Here is a 19,470-nt window from a genome sequence, read left to right on the forward strand (position 1 = left end):
CCGGAGGAACTATGAGGAGGGCACCGGTGAGCCGTCAGATCGTTTCCATCGTCGGGGGCAAGGACGCCGCGAGCACCGCGACGTACGACTCCGTCAACCCCGCCAGCACCGGCGAGGTCGTGGCCCGGGTCGGGCTGGCCGACGCCGGCACGTTCGCCGCCGCCTGCCGCACCGCCAAGGAGGCGCAACGCGAGTGGGCCAGGGTGCCCGCCCCGGTGCGCGGGCGAGTGATCGCCTCCATCGGGCGGCTGGTGGAGGCCAACGCCGAGACGCTGGCCCGGCTGGTGACCGAGGAGATCGGCAAGCCGTACGCCGAGGCGCTGGGCGAGGTCAGGGAGATCGTGGATACCTGCGACTTCTTCCTGGGCGAGGGCCGCAGGCTGTACGGCCAGACGGTCCCGTCGGAGATGCCGGACAAGAACCTGTTCACCTTCCGCACCCCGGTCGGCGTCGCGGCGGTCGTCACGGCGGGCAACTTTCCGGTGGCCGTGCCGTCGTGGTATCTCGTTCCGGCCCTGCTGTGCGGCAACGCCGTGGTCTGGAAGCCCGCCGAGTACGCCGCCGCCTCCGCGCACGCCATGTTCCGGCTGTTCGTGGCGGCGGGCCTGCCCGACGGCGTGCTGAACCTCGTCTTCGCGGACGGCGCCGAGACGTTCGGCGGCCTGGAGCTGGCGCTCGGCGAGGGCAGCGTGCAGAAGGTGGGCTTCACCGGCTCCAGCGAGGTGGGCCGCAAGATCGGCGAGCTGACCGGCCGCCACCTGCAGTCGGCCTGCCTGGAGCTGGGCGGCAAGAACCCGATGGTGATCATGCCGGACGCGGACCTGGACCTGGCGGTCGAGGGCGCGCTGTTCTCCGGCTTCGGCACCGCCGGTCAGCGCTGCACCAGTCTCGGCACCGTGATCGTGCACGAGAGCGTCCACGACGCGTTCCTCGACAGGTTCGCGCGGGCCGTGGACGCGGCCAGGATCGGCGACCCCACCACGGACGTGCTGGCCGGGCCGCTGCTCGACGGCAAGTTCGCCAACCGCTACGAGGAGTACCTGACCTGGATCCAGCCCCACCAGCGGGTCGTCACCGGCCCCACCGGCCGCATCACGAACGACAACCCGCGCGGCGGCTTCGACGGCGGCGAGGGGCTCTACTACCACCCGGTCGTGGTCGACGGCGTGCGGCCGGGCGACCGGCTGTTCATGGAGGAGACGTTCGGCCCGATCGTGGGCGTGACCACGTTCGCGACCATGGACGAGGCGATCGAGCTGGCCAACCTGCCCGGCTACGGCCTGTCGAGCTCCATCTACACCACCGACCCCAAGCACGCCTTCCGCTTCCGCGAGGGCGTCTCGGCCGGCATGGTCAGCGTCAACAACTCCACCTCGGGCGCCGAGGCGCACCTGCCGTTCGGCGGCAACGGCAAGTCGGGCAACGGCAGCCGCCAGTCCGGCGTGTGGGTGCTCGACCAGTTCACCCGCTGGCAGGCGATGAACTGGGACCACTCCGGGCGGCTGCAGAAGGCGCAGATGGACGTCGCGGAGATCGTCCCCGACCTGGGCTTCCGGCTGGCATGAGAAACGGGGCCCCGCGCCGGGGCCCCGTCGCTCAGTGGCGGGTCAGGTGCCGGGTCAGACCTGGCCGGCCTTCTCCAGGGCCGCGCAGCAGGTGTTCACCAGCAGGCGGGTGACCACGTAGGGGTCGATGTTGGCGTTGGGGCGGCGGTCTTCGATGTAGCCCTTCTTGTCCACCTCGACCTGCCACGGGATGCGCACGGACGCGCCGCGGTTGGAGACGCCGTAGCTGTACTTGTTCCACGGGGCGGTCTCGTGGTGGCCGGTGAGGCGCAGCTCGATGTCGGCGCCGTACTGGGTGACGTGCTCCATGGGCTTGTCACCCTCGCCGAGCGCCTCACAGGCGGTGATGATGGCCTCGTAGCCCTCGCGCATGGCCTTGGTGGAGAAGTTGGTGTGCGCGCCGGCGCCGTTCCAGTCGCCGCGGGCGGGCTTGGCGTCGAGGGTGGCCTCGACGCCGAACTCCTCGGCGGTGCGGTAGAGCAGGTAGCGGGCGACCCACAGGTGGTCGGCGACCTCGGTCGGGCCCGCCGGGCCGACCTGGAACTCCCACTGGCCCGGCATGACCTCGGCGTTGATGCCGGAGATCTTCAGCCCGGCGGCGAGGCAGCGGTCGAGGTGGAGCTCGACGATGTCGCGGCCGAACACGGCCTCGGCGCCGACGCCGCAGTAGTAGTGGCCCTGCGGCGCGGGGAAGCCGCCCTCGGGGAAGCCGAGCGGGCGGCTGCCCTTGAAGAACGTGTACTCCTGCTCGATGCCGAACCAGGAGTCCTGGTCGGCGTACTGCTCGGCGACGGGGCGCAGCAGGGCGCGGGTGTTGCTCGCGTGCGGCTCGCCGTCGATCTCCTCGACCTCGCACAGGACGAGAACGTGGTCGCCGCCGCGGATCGGGTCGGGGCAGGTGAACACCGGGCGGAGCACGCGGTCCGACGAGTGGCCCTCGGCCTGGTTGGTGCTGGAGCCGTCGAAGCCCCAGACCGGAGGCTCGGCTCCGTCGGCGAGGATCTTCGTCTTCGAGCGCAGCAGAGCCGTGGGCTCGGTGCCGTCGATCCAGATGTACTCAGCCTTGTAGCTCACGTCGGTCCTTTCGGGGTTCTTCTCAGCCACGCCGAGTCTTCCGGATGGCCGTTTCCCGGGTTTTGCCCGAATGTGAACGCCGTGTTAATCGGCCGACTCCCGGAGCGTGCCGTCGGCCTCGACCGTGAGCACGGCGTTCGGGCCGCCCTCGCCGCACCGAGGGCCGTTGGGGAAGCGGCCCTTCGGGGTGACGGCCACCGTCCGCTCCAGGATCGGCTCGGATCCGGCGTCCCGCAGCGTCAGGCGTACCTGCACCTGGCGCTTGGGCAGCCCTTGGACGTCGCCGAACCCGTGCTTGTCGGCGGTGGGCACGGCCGACACCCCGCAGGAGTCGCCCGAGCAGGTCTGCGCGCCCGGCCGGGTGGACGGGAACAGGTCGGCCCGCGTCCGCTCGCACGAGCCGTCCCAGCACACCTCCATCTCGGCGGACTCGGCGCGCGCCGCCAGCGGCGCCTTGACGTTGACGGACACGCCGACCGGCGTGCCGATCGCCGTGCAGACCACCTCGTCGGAGCAGGCGGCCGTCAGGAGGAGGGCGAGCAGGAGCGCGGGCGCGGCGAGTCGATGCACACCCCTAAGACGTGGGGCAGCGGGAAGCGGTTCGCGACGCCGTGCGACCATCGAGTACGGGGAGCGACGTGGAGGGCGATTCGGGGGGATTGTCATGCACGATCTGTGGTTCGGCGCGTTCCTGTCGCCCGAGGCCGCCGGGCGGGAGCGGCTGCTGCGCCACGTCACGCTGGCCGACCGGCTCGGCCTCGACCTGGTCGGGGTCCAGGATCATCCGTACCAGGCCGGTTTCCTGGACACGTGGACGCTGCTGTCGGCCGTCGCGGCGCGTACCGAGCGGATCCGGCTGGTCCCCGACGTGGTCAACCTGCCGCTGCGGCCGCCCGCCGTGCTCGCGCGCGCCGCGGCCTCGCTCGACCTGCTCAGCGGCGGCCGGGTGGAGCTGGGGCTGGGCGCGGGCGCGTTCTGGGACGCGATCGCGGGGATGGGCGGGCCCCGGCTCTCGCCCGGCGAGTCGATCGAGGCGCTGGCCGAGGCCGTCACCGTGCTGCGGGCCCTGTGGACGCCGGGTGAGCCCGTGGTGTTCGAGGGCGTCCACTACCGGCTCGGCGGCGCGCGGCCCGGCCCGCTGCCCGCGCACCCGATCGGCATCTGGATCGGCGCGACCGGGCGCAGGATGCTGGAGCTGACCGGGCGGACGGGCGACGGCTGGCTGACCTCCTCCTTCCACAGCCCGCCCGAGGCGGTGACCGCCCAGGCGAGGCTGCTGGACGCGGCGGCCGAGGACGCGGGGCGTGATCCGGCCTCGATCCGCAAGGTGTACAACGTGGGCGGCTCGTTCTCGCCGCTGCCCGGACCCGGCTTCCTCGACGGGCCCGCCTCTTTGTGGGCCGAGCAGCTCACGGAGCTGGTGTTCGGGGCGGGGATGACCGGGTTCGTGCTGGCGCCGGGGGTGGAGGCCGAGCGGGACCTGCGGACGTTCGCGGAAGAGGTGGCCCCGGCCGTGCGCGAGGCGGTGGCCCTGGAGCGCGGCGGGCCCGCGCCCGAGCCCGCCGGGTGGCCCGTCACGATCGCCGAGCTGCGGGACCTGGACGAGGCCGGACGGCCGCGCGCCGCCAGGCGGGACCCGGCGGCGCTCACCCCCGAGCAGCAGCGGCTGGGGCGGCACCTGGTGCACGTGCACGACGGCTACCGGCAGGAGCTGCGGCAGGTCCGCGACGCGGTGGAGCAGGTGGCGGCGGCCCGGCCGGGCACGACCGCCTCGGGTTCGGCGGTCGACCGGCTGAGCGTGCGGCAGAACCACTGGACGCTCGGCACGTTCTGCGCCACGTTCCACCGGCTGCTGGCCGTGCACCACACGATCGAGGACGAGTCGTTGTTCCCGGCCGTCCTGGAGAGCGACCCGGCGCTGGCCCCGGTGATCAAGAAGCTGCGGCAGGAGCACGAGGTGATCGCCGAGCTGCTCGGACGGCTGGACCAGGCGTGCGTGGAGCTGCTGCGCGATCCTGGGCGCGTCGACCGGGTCAGGGCCAGGGTGGACCGGCTGGCCGACGTGCTCACGTCCCACTTCGCGTACGAGGAGGAGGAGCTGGTCGAGCCGATCGGCCGCCTGGGGATCCGGATGGCCGTACCGGCGACTGTTTAGGAGCCCGTGCCGCGCTCGTGTTCCTCGTGGGCCCTGCGCAGCAGGTCCGTGAGCCTGTCGTCGGCGCGGACGCGCTCGCGGTACTCCCCCGGCAGCCTCCCCAGTTGCTCCTCCCCGGCGCGCAGCCGGCGGAAGATCTCCTCGCGCACCTGCGGGTCGTGCTCGACGTCGAGGTACTCCTGGGCGTGCCGGCGCACGGTGGAGATCGTGTTCTGGGCGCGGCCCCTGGGGCTGGCCAGCGAGGCCACCACGGTCACCACCAGCACGCCGATGATCACCATCAGGGACAGCCCGGTGCTGATCTCGACGACCTTCACCGGCTCGCCCTCGTTGATGAACGCGACGTTGTTCTCGTGCAGCGCGTGCAGGATCAGCTTGACGCCGATGAAGCCGAGGATCACGGCCAGGCCGTAGCTGAGGTAGATCAGGCGGTTCAGCAGGCCGTCGATGAGGAAGTAGAGCTGGCGCAGGCCCAGCAGGGAGAACGCGGTCGCGGTGAAGACGATGTAGACGTTCTGGGTGAGGCCGAAGATCGCGGGGATCGAGTCGAGGGCGAACAGGATGTCGGTGCCGCCGATGGCGATCATGACGAGCAGCATGGGCGTCATGACGCGGCGGCCGTCCCGTACGGTGAACAGCCTGTCGCCGTCGTACTCGTCGCTCGTACGCAGCAGCCGGCGGGCGGCGCGGACCATGAGGTTGTCCGGGGAGTGGCTCTCCTCGCCCTCGGGCTTGAGCAGGTTGCCCGCCGTGAGCAGCAGGATGAGGCCGAACAGGTAGAACACCCAGGCGAACATGTTGATCAGCGCCGCGCCGACCAGGATGAACCCGGTGCGGGCGACCAGCGAGAAGACGATGCCGAACAGCAGCGCCTTCTGCTGGTCGGCGCGCGGCACCTTGAAGCTCGACATGATGACGAGGAACACGAAGAGGTTGTCGACCGAGAGCGCCTTCTCCGTGACGTAACCGGCGAAATACTCGGCGCCGGACTCCGAGCCGCCCAGCAGCCAGACTCCGACGCCGAACAGCAGCGCGATGCCGACGTACAGGGCAGACCACAGCGACGCCTCGCGCAGGGTGGGGACGTGCGCCCGGCGGACATGGAAGACGAAGTCGAACAGCAGCAGCCCGACGATTCCCAGGATCGTCAGCCACCACACCGCGGCGGTCACGTCCACTCGAAGGCTCCATGTCGTGCGGGCCGTCGTGGGGAGCGGCGACTGCCGTCGGGCGCGAACTCGTGTCGTCGCAGGTGCTACCCCGCTCCGGCGAGCCCCAAGCCCGCGCGTCAGGTGTGGTGGCCGGTGCCGGTGCCGTCGTAGCCGAGCAGGCGCATGGCCGTGTCCGGGTCCATCGCGGCGGCCAGGAGCTGGGCGCGGGCATGGGCCTGGTCGCGTTCCCGCTCCGCCTTGGCCTGCGCCGTGCGTACGCCCTTGATCGCGACGAACGCCAGCCCGCCGCCCACGATCACCGCCACGATCATGACGAACAGCAGGAACAGCAGCCCCGGCGAGGCCACCCCGGACGAATCGCCCGCCCCGGGGCCGGTGCCGCCGCTCGGCAGGCCCGTCACGGCCAGCGCGGCGATGACCGACAGCGCCACGAGCCCAAGCAGGCTGACGACGACCACCCAGACCCGCCCCGCACCCCGGCGCCCGATCCGGCCATCGACCCGGCCCTCTCGCGGCGGCGCGCCGACCACGACGGGCAGCGCGGACGAGGACGGCGCGTTGGGGCCCCAAGGCACGAAGTCCGGCCTGTCGGACCGCATCCCACCCGGCACCATCCCACCTGGTGCCGCCCTGCCCGGTGCCGCCGCGACCGGTGCCGAGCGCGCCGGGGGTGTCGGGGGTGTCGGATACCTGGGCAGATCGCGACCGATCGTGCCGTGCTCCCTGTGCGCCCTGGCCGCGTCCCGGTGGTAGTCCTCCAGCTCCCGGTACAGCTCCTCGGACGCGTACAAGGTCCCGTCGACCAGCGGCCCGCGCTCACGCCGGATGACCGCCACCACGTCGTCACCGTCGAGCGTCCTGTACGCCTCCAGCGCGTGCGCCAGGCAGAGGACCTCCCTGCGGTGCTCCTCCAGCAGCCGCCCGGCCCGCTCCAGCAGCCGCGCGAGGTCGCCCTCGATGCGCTCCCCCCGCACGGCCCCGCCGCCCGCGAGCTCCAGCTCCCGAAGGGCGGGCAGCGAGGCGACGCCCGCGCCCATCCCCCAGGACGACTCCATCATCGCCGTCAGGTACGTGGCGGAGTAGAGGTCGCCGGAGACGCCCGAGGAGCTGTCCTCGCCGAAGAACATCCGCTCCCCGGCCAGCGAGGCCAGGGAGACCAGGATGTCGGCCTCGTGCTCGGACTTCCACCGGGTGAACCGGTCCTCGGGCTTGACCGAGGCGACCAGGCCCAGGTGGTCGGTGCCCCGCTCGATGGTGGCGACGTCGATCTCCAGGTGGTGGCGGGTCGCGTACGCCACGACGGCGTGGCACGCCTCGTGCACGGCCACGGCGTGCCGTTCGCGGTCGACGTATTCGGCGGCCCCTGGCGGCCCGAGCTGCTTGAGCCGCCTGGCGCGCAGCACGTCGGACCAGGTGACGACCTCGCGGCCGGCCCGGACGGCGGTCATGAGCGACTCGTTGACCAGGTCCTTGATCGTGGCGCCGGTGGCGTTGGGAGTGATCGTGGCCAGTTTGTCGATCTGCCCGGGGGTCAGCTCGTGCCACACCTTGCCGAAATACCCCTGGTACGTCCGCACCCGCCCGGCCTTGGACGGGTAGCCGACCTGGTGGACGCGGTCGACGCGGCCCGGCCGCAGCAGCGCCTCGTCGAGCGCGTCGGGCCGGTCGGCGGCCAGCACGACGAGGATGCGGTATTCGGGCGGCGGTTTGGGCCGCATGCCCAGCAGCCGCCGGACCGACAGGTTGACGAACCCGCGCGGCCGCCTCAGCCCGGACAGCTCGGTGAGCAGCGTCTGGAGCGTGCCGTTGTCGCCGCTCTCCGCCACGCCCCGGCCCACGAGGTGCCCATCAGGGAGGAGACGGTCACGTTCCTTCCCGCCGGGCCGCCCACCACGGGACGCGAGCAACTGCCGGGTGGCCTCGGACAGGTAGCTCATCCCGTGGCAACCGGCCGAGCCGTCGGCGGGTCCTGACGGGCCCTGCCGGGCCGGGCGTCCCCGCCTGCCGAGAGAGTCGGCCTGGTCGAGGAAGACGATCACGCCGCCGTACCGGAGCGCCAGCTTGCGCAGCCTCCTGAACAGCGACCTGACCTTGAGAGAGCCGAGCCCCGCGAACGCGCCGGGCCCCGCGAACACGTACGGCTTGCCGGTCTCGCCGGCCACGGCCTCGGCCATGAGGGTCTTGCCGGTGCCCGGCGGGCCCCACAGCAGCAGGCCGCGGGGCGCGTACCCGCCGCGCCGCTCGATCGCGCCGGGCCGCTCCAGGAAGGCGATGTCCTCCCGGAGGCGCTCGACCACGTGGTCCTGCCCCCACACGTCGGTGAAGCGGGTCTTGACGTCGTCAGGGTGGTACGTCTCGACCCCGGCCCTGGACAGGACCCGGAACAGACCGATCAGGAAGGCGAGCGGGAGGACGACCGCCACGATGGCCGGCGGCGCCCGCCAGAGCAGCCCCGGCGCCCGGAACAGCGCGGTGAACGGGCTGACCTCCAGCAGGGCCCCCAGCGCCAGAGCCGACAGCACGACGAGGAACACGATCTTCAACGCCCGCGCCAGAAGGAAGCGCGTCCAGTCGCCGAAGCGGCGGCGCGTCCAGCGTTCGAATCCGCCGAAGACCCCGTGGCTCCAGAAGCGGTGGTAGCCCGGCCAGTGCTCGCCGACGAGGAGGTGCGCCTGCCTGACGGCCTCCGCCCCGAGCAGCCAGAAGATCCACTGGTGCGCCGGCGCGACGTGCCCGGCGGCCTCGGGGAAGGTGACGATGCCCTCGAAGTCGGCCATCATCTTCCAGGTCAGGACGAGGTAGGCGAGCACGAGGAGGACGAGGAGCCTGCTCCGGTCCCACCACCGCATCCCCGTCCTGGCCACGGCGCCGGGATCGGCGGGCCCGCTGCCGGGGGCGCGCAGCCCTTCGCGTTCGATCGTCCTGGTCACTGGCGCTCCCTCATCCGGGCAGCCGGAGCAGCTTGAAAGAACTCGCGATCTGGTCGAACTCCGCCGCGCGTTCCCTGAAGCAGACCGACCGGCAGCCGATGAGCATGACGGAGACCGTGGCGCCCCTCTCGTCGAGGATCGCGGTGTGGTCGAACGTCTGCACCTCGGCGCCGATCTGGTAGTTGAAGCGGACGTGCACGCCCCGCGCGCCGCCGTCCAGGGTCAGCACCTCGTCGCTGAGGGGTTCGAAGCGGTTGAGCGTCGGAAGCCGGCCCGCCTCCAGGGCCTGCCGTACGTACCGCAGGCGCACCTCCTCCGTCACCGGGAGGACGAAGTCGCGCAGCCCGTTCAGCGAGACCGTGTCGCGCTGCTCCGCGGTGAGCTGGTGCACGGTGGCGTAGACGAACGGCTCCGCCGAGCCGAGCAGGTGCTCGACCGACGGGTCCGCCGACCGGTCGAAGGCCGTCGACCACACCCGCTGGGCGCGCAGGAGCGCCGCCTGCGAGTCGGGGTGGTCGCCGGACAGGTACAGCTCGATCGGGGACGCGTCCAGCCGCGTGAACGTGGCGGGCACCTTGAAGTACGTCGTGCCGCCCCTGTCCCGTACGTAGGTGAACTCCGGCTGCCCGCACGCGGACAGCGCCAGGGCCGCGACGATGAGCGCGGTCAACGCCCTTGCCGTTCTCACCAGGGCTACCTCCGCTGTACGGACCAACGGAGTGGTATGTGCCCGCTTTCAGGTGGAATGAGCCGGATGGGCGGGGACAAATCTTGACCAAATCTTGGCCGTACCTTGGCTTTACTTGTTACAGATCAACCAGCGGCCGGAATCTGGGCCGGGGACGCCCCGCTACAACGTTCATGCAACCCCCATTGGTTCATCCCAGGAAGTAGCGAAAGATATGAGGATCCCTTTCGACACCCGGAGCGAACAATGACAGAACCCGCAATGGAGACCATGGACTCGTTCGGCATCACGGCCGAGCGCCAGTTCGCCGACGTCTGGTCGCGGTCGGTCCTGTCGATCAGGGAGCGCCGCCTGCTCCTTCTCGGGCTGCTCGTCGGCCAGGGACTGCACGAGATGACGGACGTCCAGCTCGACGCGGCCCTGCGCGCCGGCGAGCTGAGCGAGGCCGAGTTGCGCGAGGTGGTGGTCTTCCTGACCCACTACGCGGGCTGGGCCCGGGGCGCGAAGCTGAACGGCCAGGTGGAGGACCTGATCGAACGGGTCAGGCAGGCTCGATCCGATACAGCGGACCCTGCAGGCTGAGCGCGTACAACTCGCCGTCGGGGCCCTCGCCGAAGGAGGAGAGCTGATCGACCTTGCCGACCTCGGCCGCGTCGTCGAGGTCGGCCACGGGCGCGGCCCTGACCCAGCCGGCGCAGAAGTCGCCGTACAGGAACAGGCCGCGCAGCCAGGGGATCTTCTGGCCGCGGTAGACGTGCCCGGCGATGACCGAGCAGTTGCCGCCCTCGTTCAGCGGATAGACGATCACCGGGTCGACCAGGTCGTCGCCGCCGCCGTCGCGGTAGGGGCTGTCGCCCTCGCGCACGTTCCAGCCGTAGTTCTCGCCGCCCTCCGAGTCGGCGCGCTGGTGGTCGACCTCCTCCCAGGCGTTCTGGCCGACGTCGCCGATCCACAGGTCGCCGGTGGCGCGGTCGAAGGTGAACCGCCACGGGTTGCGCAGGCCGTAGGCCCAGATCTCGGGACGCGCCCCCGCCCGGCCGGTGAACGGGTTGTCCTCGGGGATCTCGTACGGGTCGCCGCGCGGGTCGATGCGCAGGATCTTGCCGAGCAGCGTGCCGAGGTCCTGGCCGTTGCCCTCGGGGTCACCCGCGCTGCCACCGTCGCCGAGTCCGATGTAGAGGTGACCGTCGGGGCCGAAGGCGAGCTGCCCGCCGTTGTGGTTGGCGTACGGCTGGTCCTGGACGAGCACGTCGCGCCGGGCGGTGGCGCGGGTGCCGTCGTAGGCCCACTCGGTGACGTGGGTGTCGCCCTGGACGTCGGTCCAGTCGAGGTAGACCCAGCGGCCGGTGGGGTGGAAGGCCACGCCGAGCAGCCCCTGCTCGTTGCCCGTGCTCACCTCGCGGGACAGGTCGATCACCGTCGTGCCGTCGGAGGTGCGCAGGCGGCCGGTCTGCTCGGCGACGTAGAGCCGGTCGTCGCCCTTGCGCACGGCCATCGCCACCGGCTGCTCCAGCTCGGCGATCTCCGTGAAGCGCAGCTTCCCCGGCTGCCGGGAGCCCGTGGGCGTCGCGGGCCCAGCGGTGGGTGCTGCGGTGGGTGCCGCGGAGGTCGCGCCCGTTGCGGCCGATGGGCCGGAGGCGCAGGCGAGCAGGGACGCGAGGAGTAACACGGCCACGACGAGGCGCACGACGCTCATCCTGCCATGGACGTTAGGGTTCAGGCATGCCTACCGCACTGATCACTGGAGCGACCGCCGGCATCGGCGCCGCCTTCGCCCGGCGCCTGGCCGCCGACGCGTACTCGCTCGTCCTGGTGGCGCGTGACGAAGACCGCCTCGCCCGGGTCGCCGACCAGCTCAAACTCAGGTACGGCGGAAACGTCGAGGTGCTGCCCGCCGACCTGGCCACCGAGGAGGGCCTGGCCCGGGTCGAGTCGCGCATCCGCGACGGCGTCGACCTGCTGGTCAACAACGCCGGTTTCGGCAACGCGGGCCACTTCCCCGATGTGCCGGTGGAGCGCGAGGTCCGGATGCTCAAGGTGCACTGCGAGGCCGTGCTGCGGCTGACACTGGCGGCGCTGCCCGGCATGCGCGAGCGCGACCGGGGGGCGATCGTCAACGTGGCGTCGGTGGCGGCGTTCTTCACGCGCGGCACCTACAGCGCGTCCAAGGCGTGGGTGGTGAACTTCAGCGAGTCAGCCGCGCACGAGGTGGGCAACCCGCGCATCAAGATCATGGCGCTGTGCCCCGGTTTCGTGCGCACCGAGTTCCACCAGCGGGCCTCGATGGACACCTCGGGCATCCCCGGGTTCCTGTGGCTGAAGGCCGACGCCGTGGTGCGCGCGGCCATGCGCGACCTGGCGCTGGGCAAGCGGGTGTCGGTCCCCGACCTGCGCTACAAGATCATTGTGGCGGTGGGCCGGCTCGTGCCGCGCGGGCTGCAGGCGATGGTGTCCGAGCGCATCGGCCGCTGACCGGGCCTGAGACCGGGCCTGAGACCGTGCCGTGCCTCGGCCGGGCGGCGCCGTGGAGGAGGATGGGCCCCCGCCGCGGGAGGGGGTCGCGGTGGGGGCCCGGGACGGCCGTGGGCGTCGCCCACGGCCGGGAACGGAGGTCAGCGGTTCAGCGGTTGGCCTCGTGGCCGATCGACAGGCCCGAGGTCGGGTCGAAGAAGTGCAGGTTGTGCGTGTCGAGGACCAGGTCGATGTGCTGGCCGGGACGCACGTGGCTGCGGGCGTTGACGCGCGCGGTCCACAGGGACTTGTCGCCCGACAGCGGGAGCTGCGCCTCCTCGTCGTCGCCCGTGTCGGCGGCGGCGACGGTGTCCTTGTGCTCCACCGGCGGGGCGTCGATCAGGAACAGCACGTTGATCTCGGAGCCCAGCTCCTCGGTGACCTCCGCCTTGACCGGCAGGGTGGCCCAGCCGTTGGCGTGGTTGCCGGCGGAGGCGGCGTCCTCGAAGTCGGAGGGGCGGATGCCGAGGATGACCTTCTTGCCGAGGTACTGGTCGAGGCCGGGCTTGTCGGCGAAGGCCGTCTCGGGGATCAGCAGCTTGATGTCGGCGAAGGCCACGGCCGCGCCGCCGTCGCCGCGGACCAGCTCGGCGGTGACGAAGTTCATCGAGGGTGAGCCCATGAAGCCCGCCACGAACAGGTTGACCGGCTTGTCGAACAGGTTCTGCGGGGTGTCCACCTGCTGGAGGAGGCCGTCGCGCAGCACGCAGACGCGGTCGCCGAGGGTCATGGCCTCGACCTGGTCGTGGGTGACGTACACGGTGGTGACGCCGAGGCGCTCGTGCATCTGGTTGAGCGAGGCGCGCATGGAGACGCGGAGCTTGGCGTCGAGGTTGGACAGCGGCTCGTCCATCAGGAACGCCTGCGGCTCACGGACGATCGCGCGGCCCATGGCGACGCGCTGGCGCTGACCACCGGAGAGCGCGGCCGGCTTGCGCTTGAGGTAGGTCTCCAGGCCGAGCATCTTGGCGGCGTCGTGGACCCGCTTCTGGATCTCCGGCTTGGGCATCTTGCGGAGCTTGAGGCCGAACGCGAGGTTCTCCTCGACCGTCATGTGCGGGTAGAGCGCGTAGTTCTGGAAGACCATCGCGATGTCGCGGTCTTTGGGCGGGAGGTGGTTGACGACCTTGTCGCCGATCGAGATCTCGCCCCCGCTGATGTCCTCAAGGCCGGCGATCATCCGGAGCGCGGTCGACTTACCGCAACCGGACGGGCCGACCAGCACCATGAACTCGCCGTCCTTGATCTCAAGGTTGAGCCCGTTCACGGCCTTCACGCCACCGGCGTAGATCTTGTCGACGTTCGTCAGAACGATGGATGCCATGGGATTCCTTCGCGCTCCAGGGCTGTGGCCCGGACGTTGGTACCGAGTCCCCACTCATGTGGATACGTTTTCAAGCATCTCACCCGAAACGGACATCCGTGTCAAGGGTTACCGTGTGACCAGCCGTTGTCGTTCCCGGCGTCTTCCGGATTCGCGGAAACCATGATGGAATCGTTTCCATGGACAAGCGGGCGACCATCAAGGATGTGGCCGAGGCGGCCGGCGTGGGCGTCGCGACCGTGTCCAGGGTGCTCTCGGGCGGCTCGGCCAGCCCGCAGACCAGAGAGCGCGTCCTGGCCGTGGCCGCGCAGCTCGACTACCGCCCCAGCGCGCTGGGGCGCAACCTTCGCCAGCGCCGCACCGGCGGCATGGGCCTGCTCGTCCCCGACCTGACCGACACCTTCTACGCGCAGCTCGCCGAGGGCGTGCTCGCCTGCGCCCGCTCGGCCGGCGAGCCGGTCCTGATCGGCTCCACGGGCGGCGACCCCGAGCAGGAGGCCGAGCTGATCGGCATGCTCCTGGAGCAGAGCGTCGACCGGCTCATCGCCGTCCCCTCCGGCGATGAGGAGACCTGGGCCCCGGCGATCCGCGCGGGCATGACGGTGGTCTTCGCCGACCACCTGCCCGCCCTGCCTTCCCCCGTGTCCTCCTCCGGCGACCACCCGGCCGTGCGCTCGGTGCACGACCTCATGCTCCTCGACGGCCTGTCCGCCGCGCCGCGCCCGCGGCCGCTGGACGCACCGTCCGTGGTGGCCGACGACCGGGCGGGCATCCGTACGGCGGTCCGCTACCTGCGCGGGCTGGGCCACAAGCGCATCGCCTTCCTCGGCGGCCCCGGCCACGACCGGCGGGCGGCCGCGTTCGGCGAGGCGGTGGGGGCGCCGGTGGACGAGGAACTGGTCGTGTTCGGCACCGGCAGCCGCGACTCGGCCTACGCCGCCGCCTCGGGCCTGTTCCAGAGCCGTCCCGACCTGTCGGCGGTGGTGGCCGGGGGCAACGTGCTCGGCGAGGCGGCGGTGCTGGCGGCCAGAGAGCTGGACCTGCGGGTGCCCAGAGACGTCTCGCTCGTGATGTACGACGACGTGCCGTGGGCCGAGCTGTGCTCCCCGCCGCTCACGGTGATCGCCCAGCCCGGCCGCGACATGGGCTACCGGGCGGCCGAGCTGGTGCTGCGCTCGGGCGCCCGCAAGCCCCGTTCTGTGGTCCTGCCCACGGAGCTGATCATCCGCGGTAGCTGCGGCCCTCGCCGCTGACCGCGCCCTCTCGAACCGCGCCCTCTCGGACCGCTCCCCTTGGCCGGGCCCCTTCGGCTGGGCCCGCGGGGACGAGCGGCTACCCGGCCCCGGTGTAGCGGCGCGGGAGGATCATCACCGGGTTGTCGTCGAGGACCACGTCCGGCGGGCCGAACTGGGCCGCGACCTCCCTGATCTCCGGCTCGTCCAGCATCAGCAGCCGTCCGTGCTCGACGAACAGCTCGCCGTCCACCTCCACCGTCGGCCGGTCCACCTGGCAGTCGCAGTGCGCGAAGCCGGGCCCTGACGTGACCGGCACGCCGTCGGTCAGCCCGTCGAGGCCGCAGTAGAAGGCCCCCGCGTGCTTCTCGCGCTCGAACTGCGTGCCGCCCGCCAGGCGTACCTTCGGGTTCAGCCCGAACAGGCCGTGGCGCATGTAGAGGCCGCCGGGGGCGTAGCGGCGCAGTTGGGCGGCGGCGGCCCCGCCCTCGATCTTGCGTACCAGGTTGCCTTCGAGCGTGATGCGCAGGGGCTCCTCCGGCACGCCGGTCACCGTGCAGTCCTCGACGACGAGCACGCCCTCGGTGTCGGTCGGCCAGAAGTTCGCCCCTCCGTACGGGAAGGGCCGCCAGTCGCCGGGCCGCAACGCCCCCGGGTCGGGATCGAAGGCCAGGCCGGAGAAGGTGACGTCGGTCCCCCGCGCGGACGTCACCCTGATCGACCCCGCCACCGAGAGCTGCCGCAGGGCCCGCCGCAACAGCGCGTAGAACACCTCGGCGGGCAGCCGGCCGCCGGTCAGCAGCGCCCCGGCGGTCGCGGTCATGTGCAGGGACAGGAAACGGGAGGAACGCGACTTGATCTGATCGAAGAACAGCGGCGCCGTGTGCACCTCGCCCCACCAGGTGCCGCTGATCACGACGTCGGCCTCGTGGAAGGCCGCCGTCTCGATCTCCAGGGATGCCTGCCGATCCCACCCCCCGGCGCTGAACGGGGGCACCGACAGGATGCGCACGTCCGCGTCGCGCAGGGCGGCCGCCGCCGCGATGGCCTGCACGACGACCGGATCGATGGTGTGCTCCATCATCAACAGCACCCGCTCGCCCGGGGCCAGCCGTACGTACTCGCACAGGTTGCGCACGCCGGGCATCAGCTCGACGATCGAGTACGGAGCCACGGCGGGCTCGGCGACATAGCTGAAGGGCGATCCCGCGTACGGATTGATGGTCATCACGCCCTCCATGGGACATCAGTCGGCAACCTGGTCGATACCCAGCGACACGGACACATCACGCGTTCGTCTCACTACTCTTCGTATCCGTCGACCAGCTCGCCGCCCGGTCCACCGCGCGGGAGGCGGGCTTCGCTGCTAGAGAAGCCGCTCGATCGCCGCGGTGACGGCCGCGTCCTGCGGCTCGGTCCGCGGCCGGAAGCGGGCCACGACCCGGCCCTCGCCGTCGAGCAGGAACTTCTCGAAGTTCCACTGCACGTCGCCGGCCTCGCCCTGCCCGTCGGCGGCCTGGGTCAGCTCGGCGTACAGGGGGTGCCGGTCGGGCCCGTTGACGTCGGCCTTCTCCAGCAGGGGGAAGTCCACGCCGTACGTGGTGGCGCAGAACTGCTCGATCTCCTCGGCCGTGCCCGGCTCCTGGCCGGCGAACTGGTTGCAGGGCATGCCGATGACGGTGAAGCCGCGGGGGCCGTACTGCTCCTGGAGCTTGACGAGGCCGGTGTACTGCGGGGTGAGGCCGCAGCGGGAGGCCACGTTGACGACGAGGGCGGGCTGGCCGCCGGTCAGCTCGGCGAGCGAGGTGGGCGCGTCGGCGAGCGTGCGGAGCGGGATCTCGGAGAGGCTCATGACCCGACCCTACAGAAGCGGGCCGGGGCCGGAACCGGACCACCGCCCACACCCCCGCGACCTGGCCGGACGTCGCCGTGTCGCGCCCCGCGAGCCCTCACTCCCACGGTTGGCGCCCGGCCAAACCCCAGGCTTGTCCGCATTTCTCGGCAAGGGTCCACCATATGGCCGGCGGACCGGGCAAACCCGCTCCAGCGAGCGGCCCTTTTATCCGCAACGATCACACAAACACCTGTCCTGCGCGTGTCCTGATGTGCGTCCCGCGGTGACGGCGCGTATTAGGAATCGTGCTTGAGGACACGTCGTGGTGCCCTCCGGGCCACCCAGTTGGATCGGGCGGACGCAGGAATCCCGGAGGGCCGCGCGGACCCTCCGCGTCCGAGCCACGGACGCGGACCGGCAGGACGCCTGCTCTTGGCGCCCGTCCGCACGCGACCTGAGCGCAAGGATCGATTTGGACAGCAAACGCGCGATCACCGGCACACTCATCTCCGTCACCGCGTTCACCGCGCTGGGGACGACCGCACCGGCTCTGGCCGAATCCGGGCCACCGATCAAGACCCGGATCTGGACCACGTCGGCGCAGCCGAAGATGGCGGCCGTGCGACCCGCCGGCAGGAACAAGAAGATCGCCCTGGGGCATGTCGTCCAGCGGGCGTGGAACTACCAGGAGTTCCGCTGCCTGGACAACCTGTGGACCCGGGAGAGCAACTGGAACCACCGGGCGCTCAACCACTCGTCCGGCGCGTACGGAATCCCGCAGGCCCTGCCCGCCGGCAAGATGCGCGGCGCGGGCAGCGACTGGAAGTCGAACCCCGAGACGCAGATCCGCTGGGGCCTGGCCTACATCAAGGGGAGATACGGCAGGCCGTGCGGCGCCTGGGGCCACTGGAGATCGCACAACTGGTACTAGCCGGCTCAGGAGGGCATCCGGAGCCGCTCACCGGATGCCCTCCCGCCGCCCCGCAGAATCGGCCAGCGGAATCCGCAGGGAGACCCTCGTCTCCGGGCCTTCCACGATCTTGATCTCCCCTCCGTGCGCGCGGGCGATGTCCCTCGCGATCGGGAGCCCCAGCCCGCTGCCCCCGGTGTCGCGCGACCGCGTACGGTCCAGCCGGGTGAAGCGCTCGAACACCCGCTCCCGCAGCTCCGCCGGGATCCCCGGCCCGTCGTCCACCACGTCCAGCAGCGCCCACTCCCCCGACCTCAGCACGCGTACCAGCACCCGCGAGTCCCCGTAGCGGTCGGCGTTGGACAGCAGGTTCGTGAACAGGCGGGCCAGGCGCAGGCGGTTGCCCCGCACGTACACGCCGGACTGGACCTCCGTCGTCACCGGCAGCCGGCAGGGCCGCCGCGCGATCTCGGCCTCGACGAGCCGGCCCAGGTTGACGCGCTCGTGGGCGACCTCGGGACCGGCGTCGAGGCGGGCCATCAGCAGCAGATCCTGCACGATGTCGGACAGCCGCCGCGCGTCGTCCAGCGCCGCCTGCCAGTCCGCCTCGGTGCGTTCCTCGAGGCCCGCCTCCAGCCGCACCGTCAGGGCCGCGATGGGGGTGCGCAGCTCGTGTGAGGCGTCGGAGACGAACCGCCGGTGCCGGTCGACGGCGTTCTCCAGGCGGTCGAGCGTGTCGTTGACGGTGACGGCCAGCTCGGCGACCTCGTCCCTGGTGGCGGGCACCTCGATGCGGCGGCCGAGGTCGACGGCGCTGATCCGTTCGAGGCCCCGCCTGATCCGCTCGACGGGGGCCAGCACGCGGCCGACGCCGTACCAGGCGCCCCAGGCCATGAGCGCCAGGAGGGCGGCGGCGGAGCCGAACAGGAGCACGGGCAGGAAGGGCGAGCGCATCAGGAACGTCTCGCGCACGGCGCCGTAGGCGACGACCGGGCCGTACGGGGTGGAGGGATTGCTGGTGCCCACGACGATCAGGCACCCGTCGGGCCGGCACACCCGGTCCTCGACCCGCGAGTCTCCGCCGGTGGGCCAGGCCCGGGTCAGCGGCGGCCGGCCAGCCAGGGTGGAGCTGGCGGCGACGACGCCGCCCCGCCCGTCCACGACCTGGAGGAAATGGACGTTGTCCTGCGGCGGGATCGGGCCGATGAGCCGCTGCCTGTCGATCATGGTCGCGACGTGCCGACTGGCGCTGGCCGCCTGGTCCTTGAGGTCGGCCCGCGCCCGCGCCGGGTACGTCATCGTGATCATTCCCACTCCGGCCAGGAGCACGACGCCGAAGGACACCACCGTCGCGATCGTCATCCGTGCCCTTATGGAGCGGAAGTGCACCATGGTCCGACTCTGCCATGCATCGTACAAACCGCAGGTCAAACGGGTGCCGGGGTCAGCCGTGGAAGCGGCGGTGCAGCTCGCGCACCTCCTCGGCCAGCTCGGGCACCGGGCCCTCGACGGTCACGCCGGGCGCGACGTCGTTGACCGGCAGCGTACGCACGGGCGGCGCGGGCACCCCCAGCTCGGCCAGCCAGGCGGCGAACTGCGCCGAGGAGGCGACGTACACGATGCGGCCCAGCCCCACCCAGGCGTGCGCGGCGGCGCACATCGGGCAGTGCTCGCCGGAGGTGTAGACGGTGGCGGCGGCGCGCTCCTCGGGCGTCATGTGCCCGGCCGCCCAGCGGGCCAGCTCGAACTCCGGGTGCCTTGTGGCGTCTCCCGAGGCCACCCGGTTGTGGTCTTCGGCCAGTACGACGCCGTCGCCGGAGACCAGCACCGAGCCGAACGGCTGGTCGCCCGACTCCAGGGCCAGCCGGGCGAGTTCGACGCAGCGCCGCAGGTGCGGCAGCTCCGATGGCTCGATCATGAGTCTCCTTTCGCGGGCCGTCCGGGCAGGCTTAAAGAACATTCCCGAACACATCACAACAAAGGTTACGTGCCACCGGAACTACATGATCTTTCATGTTTCCGCACGTCACGTACAGGAAACCCACCATCAGGCCACAGAAAATCGGTTGATACCC

General features: G+C 71.5%; 17 protein-coding genes. 6 read left to right on the forward strand and 11 right to left on the reverse strand.

Features of this window, described 5'->3' with window-relative positions; all coding sequences use genetic code 11:
* Positions 1-26: 26 nt before the first annotated feature.
* Positions 27-1,565, forward strand: coding sequence for an aldehyde dehydrogenase family protein (locus ACZ6S0_RS03030; RefSeq protein WP_465912907.1), 1,539 nt, complete (start codon positions 27-29; stop codon positions 1,563-1,565).
* Between the two features lie 54 nt (positions 1,566-1,619).
* Here the strand turns inward: ACZ6S0_RS03030 and glnII are convergent, their stop codons facing one another.
* Together glnII and ACZ6S0_RS03040 are read right to left on the reverse strand one after the other, a co-directional pair.
* Positions 1,620-2,639, reverse strand: a complete 1,020-nt coding sequence (gene glnII / locus ACZ6S0_RS03035) for a glutamine synthetase (RefSeq protein WP_465912908.1) — start codon at positions 2,637-2,639, stop codon at positions 1,620-1,622.
* Between the two features lie 84 nt (positions 2,640-2,723).
* Positions 2,724-3,209 carry a hypothetical protein gene (locus ACZ6S0_RS03040; protein WP_465912909.1) on the reverse strand — a complete coding sequence of 162 codons (486 nt, stop codon included), beginning with the start codon at positions 3,207-3,209 and terminating at the stop codon, positions 2,724-2,726.
* 94 nt (positions 3,210-3,303) lie between these two features.
* Between ACZ6S0_RS03040 and ACZ6S0_RS03045 the strand changes: the two genes are divergently transcribed.
* Positions 3,304-4,794 (forward strand): LLM class flavin-dependent oxidoreductase, encoded by a 1,491-nt coding sequence (locus ACZ6S0_RS03045; RefSeq protein ID WP_465912910.1) that lies wholly within the window; start codon positions 3,304-3,306, stop codon positions 4,792-4,794.
* Here the strand turns inward: ACZ6S0_RS03045 and ACZ6S0_RS03050 are convergent.
* The 3 genes from ACZ6S0_RS03050 to ACZ6S0_RS03060 form a co-directional block, all read right to left on the reverse strand.
* Complete coding sequence (locus ACZ6S0_RS03050; protein WP_465912911.1) at positions 4,791-5,972, reverse strand: TerC family protein; 1,182 nt, start codon at positions 5,970-5,972, stop codon at positions 4,791-4,793. The two genes, ACZ6S0_RS03045 and ACZ6S0_RS03050, sit on opposite strands and share 4 nt — an antisense overlap.
* Positions 5,973-6,082: 110 nt before the next feature.
* Positions 6,083-8,896: an AAA family ATPase gene (locus ACZ6S0_RS03055; protein WP_465912912.1), complete on the reverse strand. Its 2,814-nt coding sequence runs from the start codon at positions 8,894-8,896 to the stop codon at positions 6,083-6,085.
* A gap of 10 nt (positions 8,897-8,906) precedes the next feature.
* Positions 8,907-9,584: a hypothetical protein gene (locus tag ACZ6S0_RS03060; RefSeq protein ID WP_465912913.1), complete on the reverse strand. Its 678-nt coding sequence runs from the start codon at positions 9,582-9,584 to the stop codon at positions 8,907-8,909.
* A 246-nt stretch (positions 9,585-9,830) separates the two neighbouring features.
* Here ACZ6S0_RS03060 and ACZ6S0_RS03065 point away from each other — a divergent pair, with 246 nt between their 5' ends.
* Entirely contained in the window at positions 9,831-10,166 is a 336-nt protein-coding gene (locus tag ACZ6S0_RS03065) for a carboxymuconolactone decarboxylase family protein (protein ID WP_465912914.1), read from the forward strand.
* Here ACZ6S0_RS03065 and ACZ6S0_RS03070 read toward each other — a convergent pair.
* On the reverse strand, positions 10,126-11,280 hold the full coding sequence (locus tag ACZ6S0_RS03070; RefSeq protein ID WP_465912915.1) for a PQQ-dependent sugar dehydrogenase: 1,155 nt from the start codon (positions 11,278-11,280) through the stop codon (positions 10,126-10,128). The two genes, ACZ6S0_RS03065 and ACZ6S0_RS03070, sit on opposite strands and share 41 nt — an antisense overlap.
* A 26-nt stretch (positions 11,281-11,306) precedes the next feature.
* On the opposite strand from ACZ6S0_RS03070, the gene ACZ6S0_RS03075 reads away from it, so the two are divergent.
* The gene (locus tag ACZ6S0_RS03075; RefSeq protein ID WP_465912916.1) at positions 11,307-12,056 is read left to right on the forward strand and encodes an SDR family NAD(P)-dependent oxidoreductase; all 750 of its coding nucleotides are present in this window, start codon (positions 11,307-11,309) and stop codon (positions 12,054-12,056) included.
* Positions 12,057-12,204: 148 nt separating this feature from the next.
* Here the strand turns inward: ACZ6S0_RS03075 and ACZ6S0_RS03080 are convergent, their stop codons facing one another.
* Positions 12,205-13,419, reverse strand: a complete 1,215-nt coding sequence (locus tag ACZ6S0_RS03080; protein ID WP_465912917.1) for an ABC transporter ATP-binding protein — start codon at positions 13,417-13,419, stop codon at positions 12,205-12,207.
* A 179-nt stretch (positions 13,420-13,598) separates the two neighbouring features.
* Between ACZ6S0_RS03080 and ACZ6S0_RS03085 the strand changes: the two genes are divergently transcribed.
* Positions 13,599-14,672, forward strand: coding sequence for a LacI family DNA-binding transcriptional regulator (locus ACZ6S0_RS03085; RefSeq protein ID WP_465912918.1), 1,074 nt, complete (start codon positions 13,599-13,601; stop codon positions 14,670-14,672).
* 79 nt (positions 14,673-14,751) lie between these two features.
* Here ACZ6S0_RS03085 and ACZ6S0_RS03090 read toward each other — a convergent pair whose 3' ends face one another.
* Together ACZ6S0_RS03090 and ACZ6S0_RS03095 are read right to left on the reverse strand one after the other, a co-directional pair.
* Positions 14,752-15,879, reverse strand: a complete 1,128-nt coding sequence (locus tag ACZ6S0_RS03090; protein ID WP_465912919.1) for a 2,5-dihydroxypyridine 5,6-dioxygenase NicX family protein — start codon at positions 15,877-15,879, stop codon at positions 14,752-14,754.
* Between the two features lie 138 nt (positions 15,880-16,017).
* Positions 16,018-16,503, reverse strand: a complete 486-nt coding sequence (locus ACZ6S0_RS03095; protein ID WP_465912920.1) for a glutathione peroxidase — start codon at positions 16,501-16,503, stop codon at positions 16,018-16,020.
* 454 nt (positions 16,504-16,957) lie between these two features.
* Here ACZ6S0_RS03095 and ACZ6S0_RS03100 point away from each other — a divergent pair, with 454 nt between their 5' ends.
* Positions 16,958-17,416, forward strand: a complete 459-nt coding sequence (locus ACZ6S0_RS03100) for an aggregation-promoting factor C-terminal-like domain-containing protein (protein ID WP_465912921.1) — start codon at positions 16,958-16,960, stop codon at positions 17,414-17,416.
* Positions 17,417-17,443: 27 nt separating this feature from the next.
* Here ACZ6S0_RS03100 and ACZ6S0_RS03105 read toward each other — a convergent pair whose 3' ends face one another.
* Positions 17,444-18,757, reverse strand: coding sequence for a sensor histidine kinase (locus ACZ6S0_RS03105; RefSeq protein ID WP_465912922.1), 1,314 nt, complete (start codon positions 18,755-18,757; stop codon positions 17,444-17,446).
* Positions 18,758-18,839: 82 nt separating this feature from the next.
* The gene (locus ACZ6S0_RS03110; protein WP_465912923.1) at positions 18,840-19,313 is read right to left on the reverse strand and encodes a nucleoside deaminase; all 474 of its coding nucleotides are present in this window, start codon (positions 19,311-19,313) and stop codon (positions 18,840-18,842) included.
* Positions 19,314-19,470: the final 157 nt, after the last annotated feature.

Source organism: Nonomuraea sp. NPDC051298 (assembly GCF_055586305.1).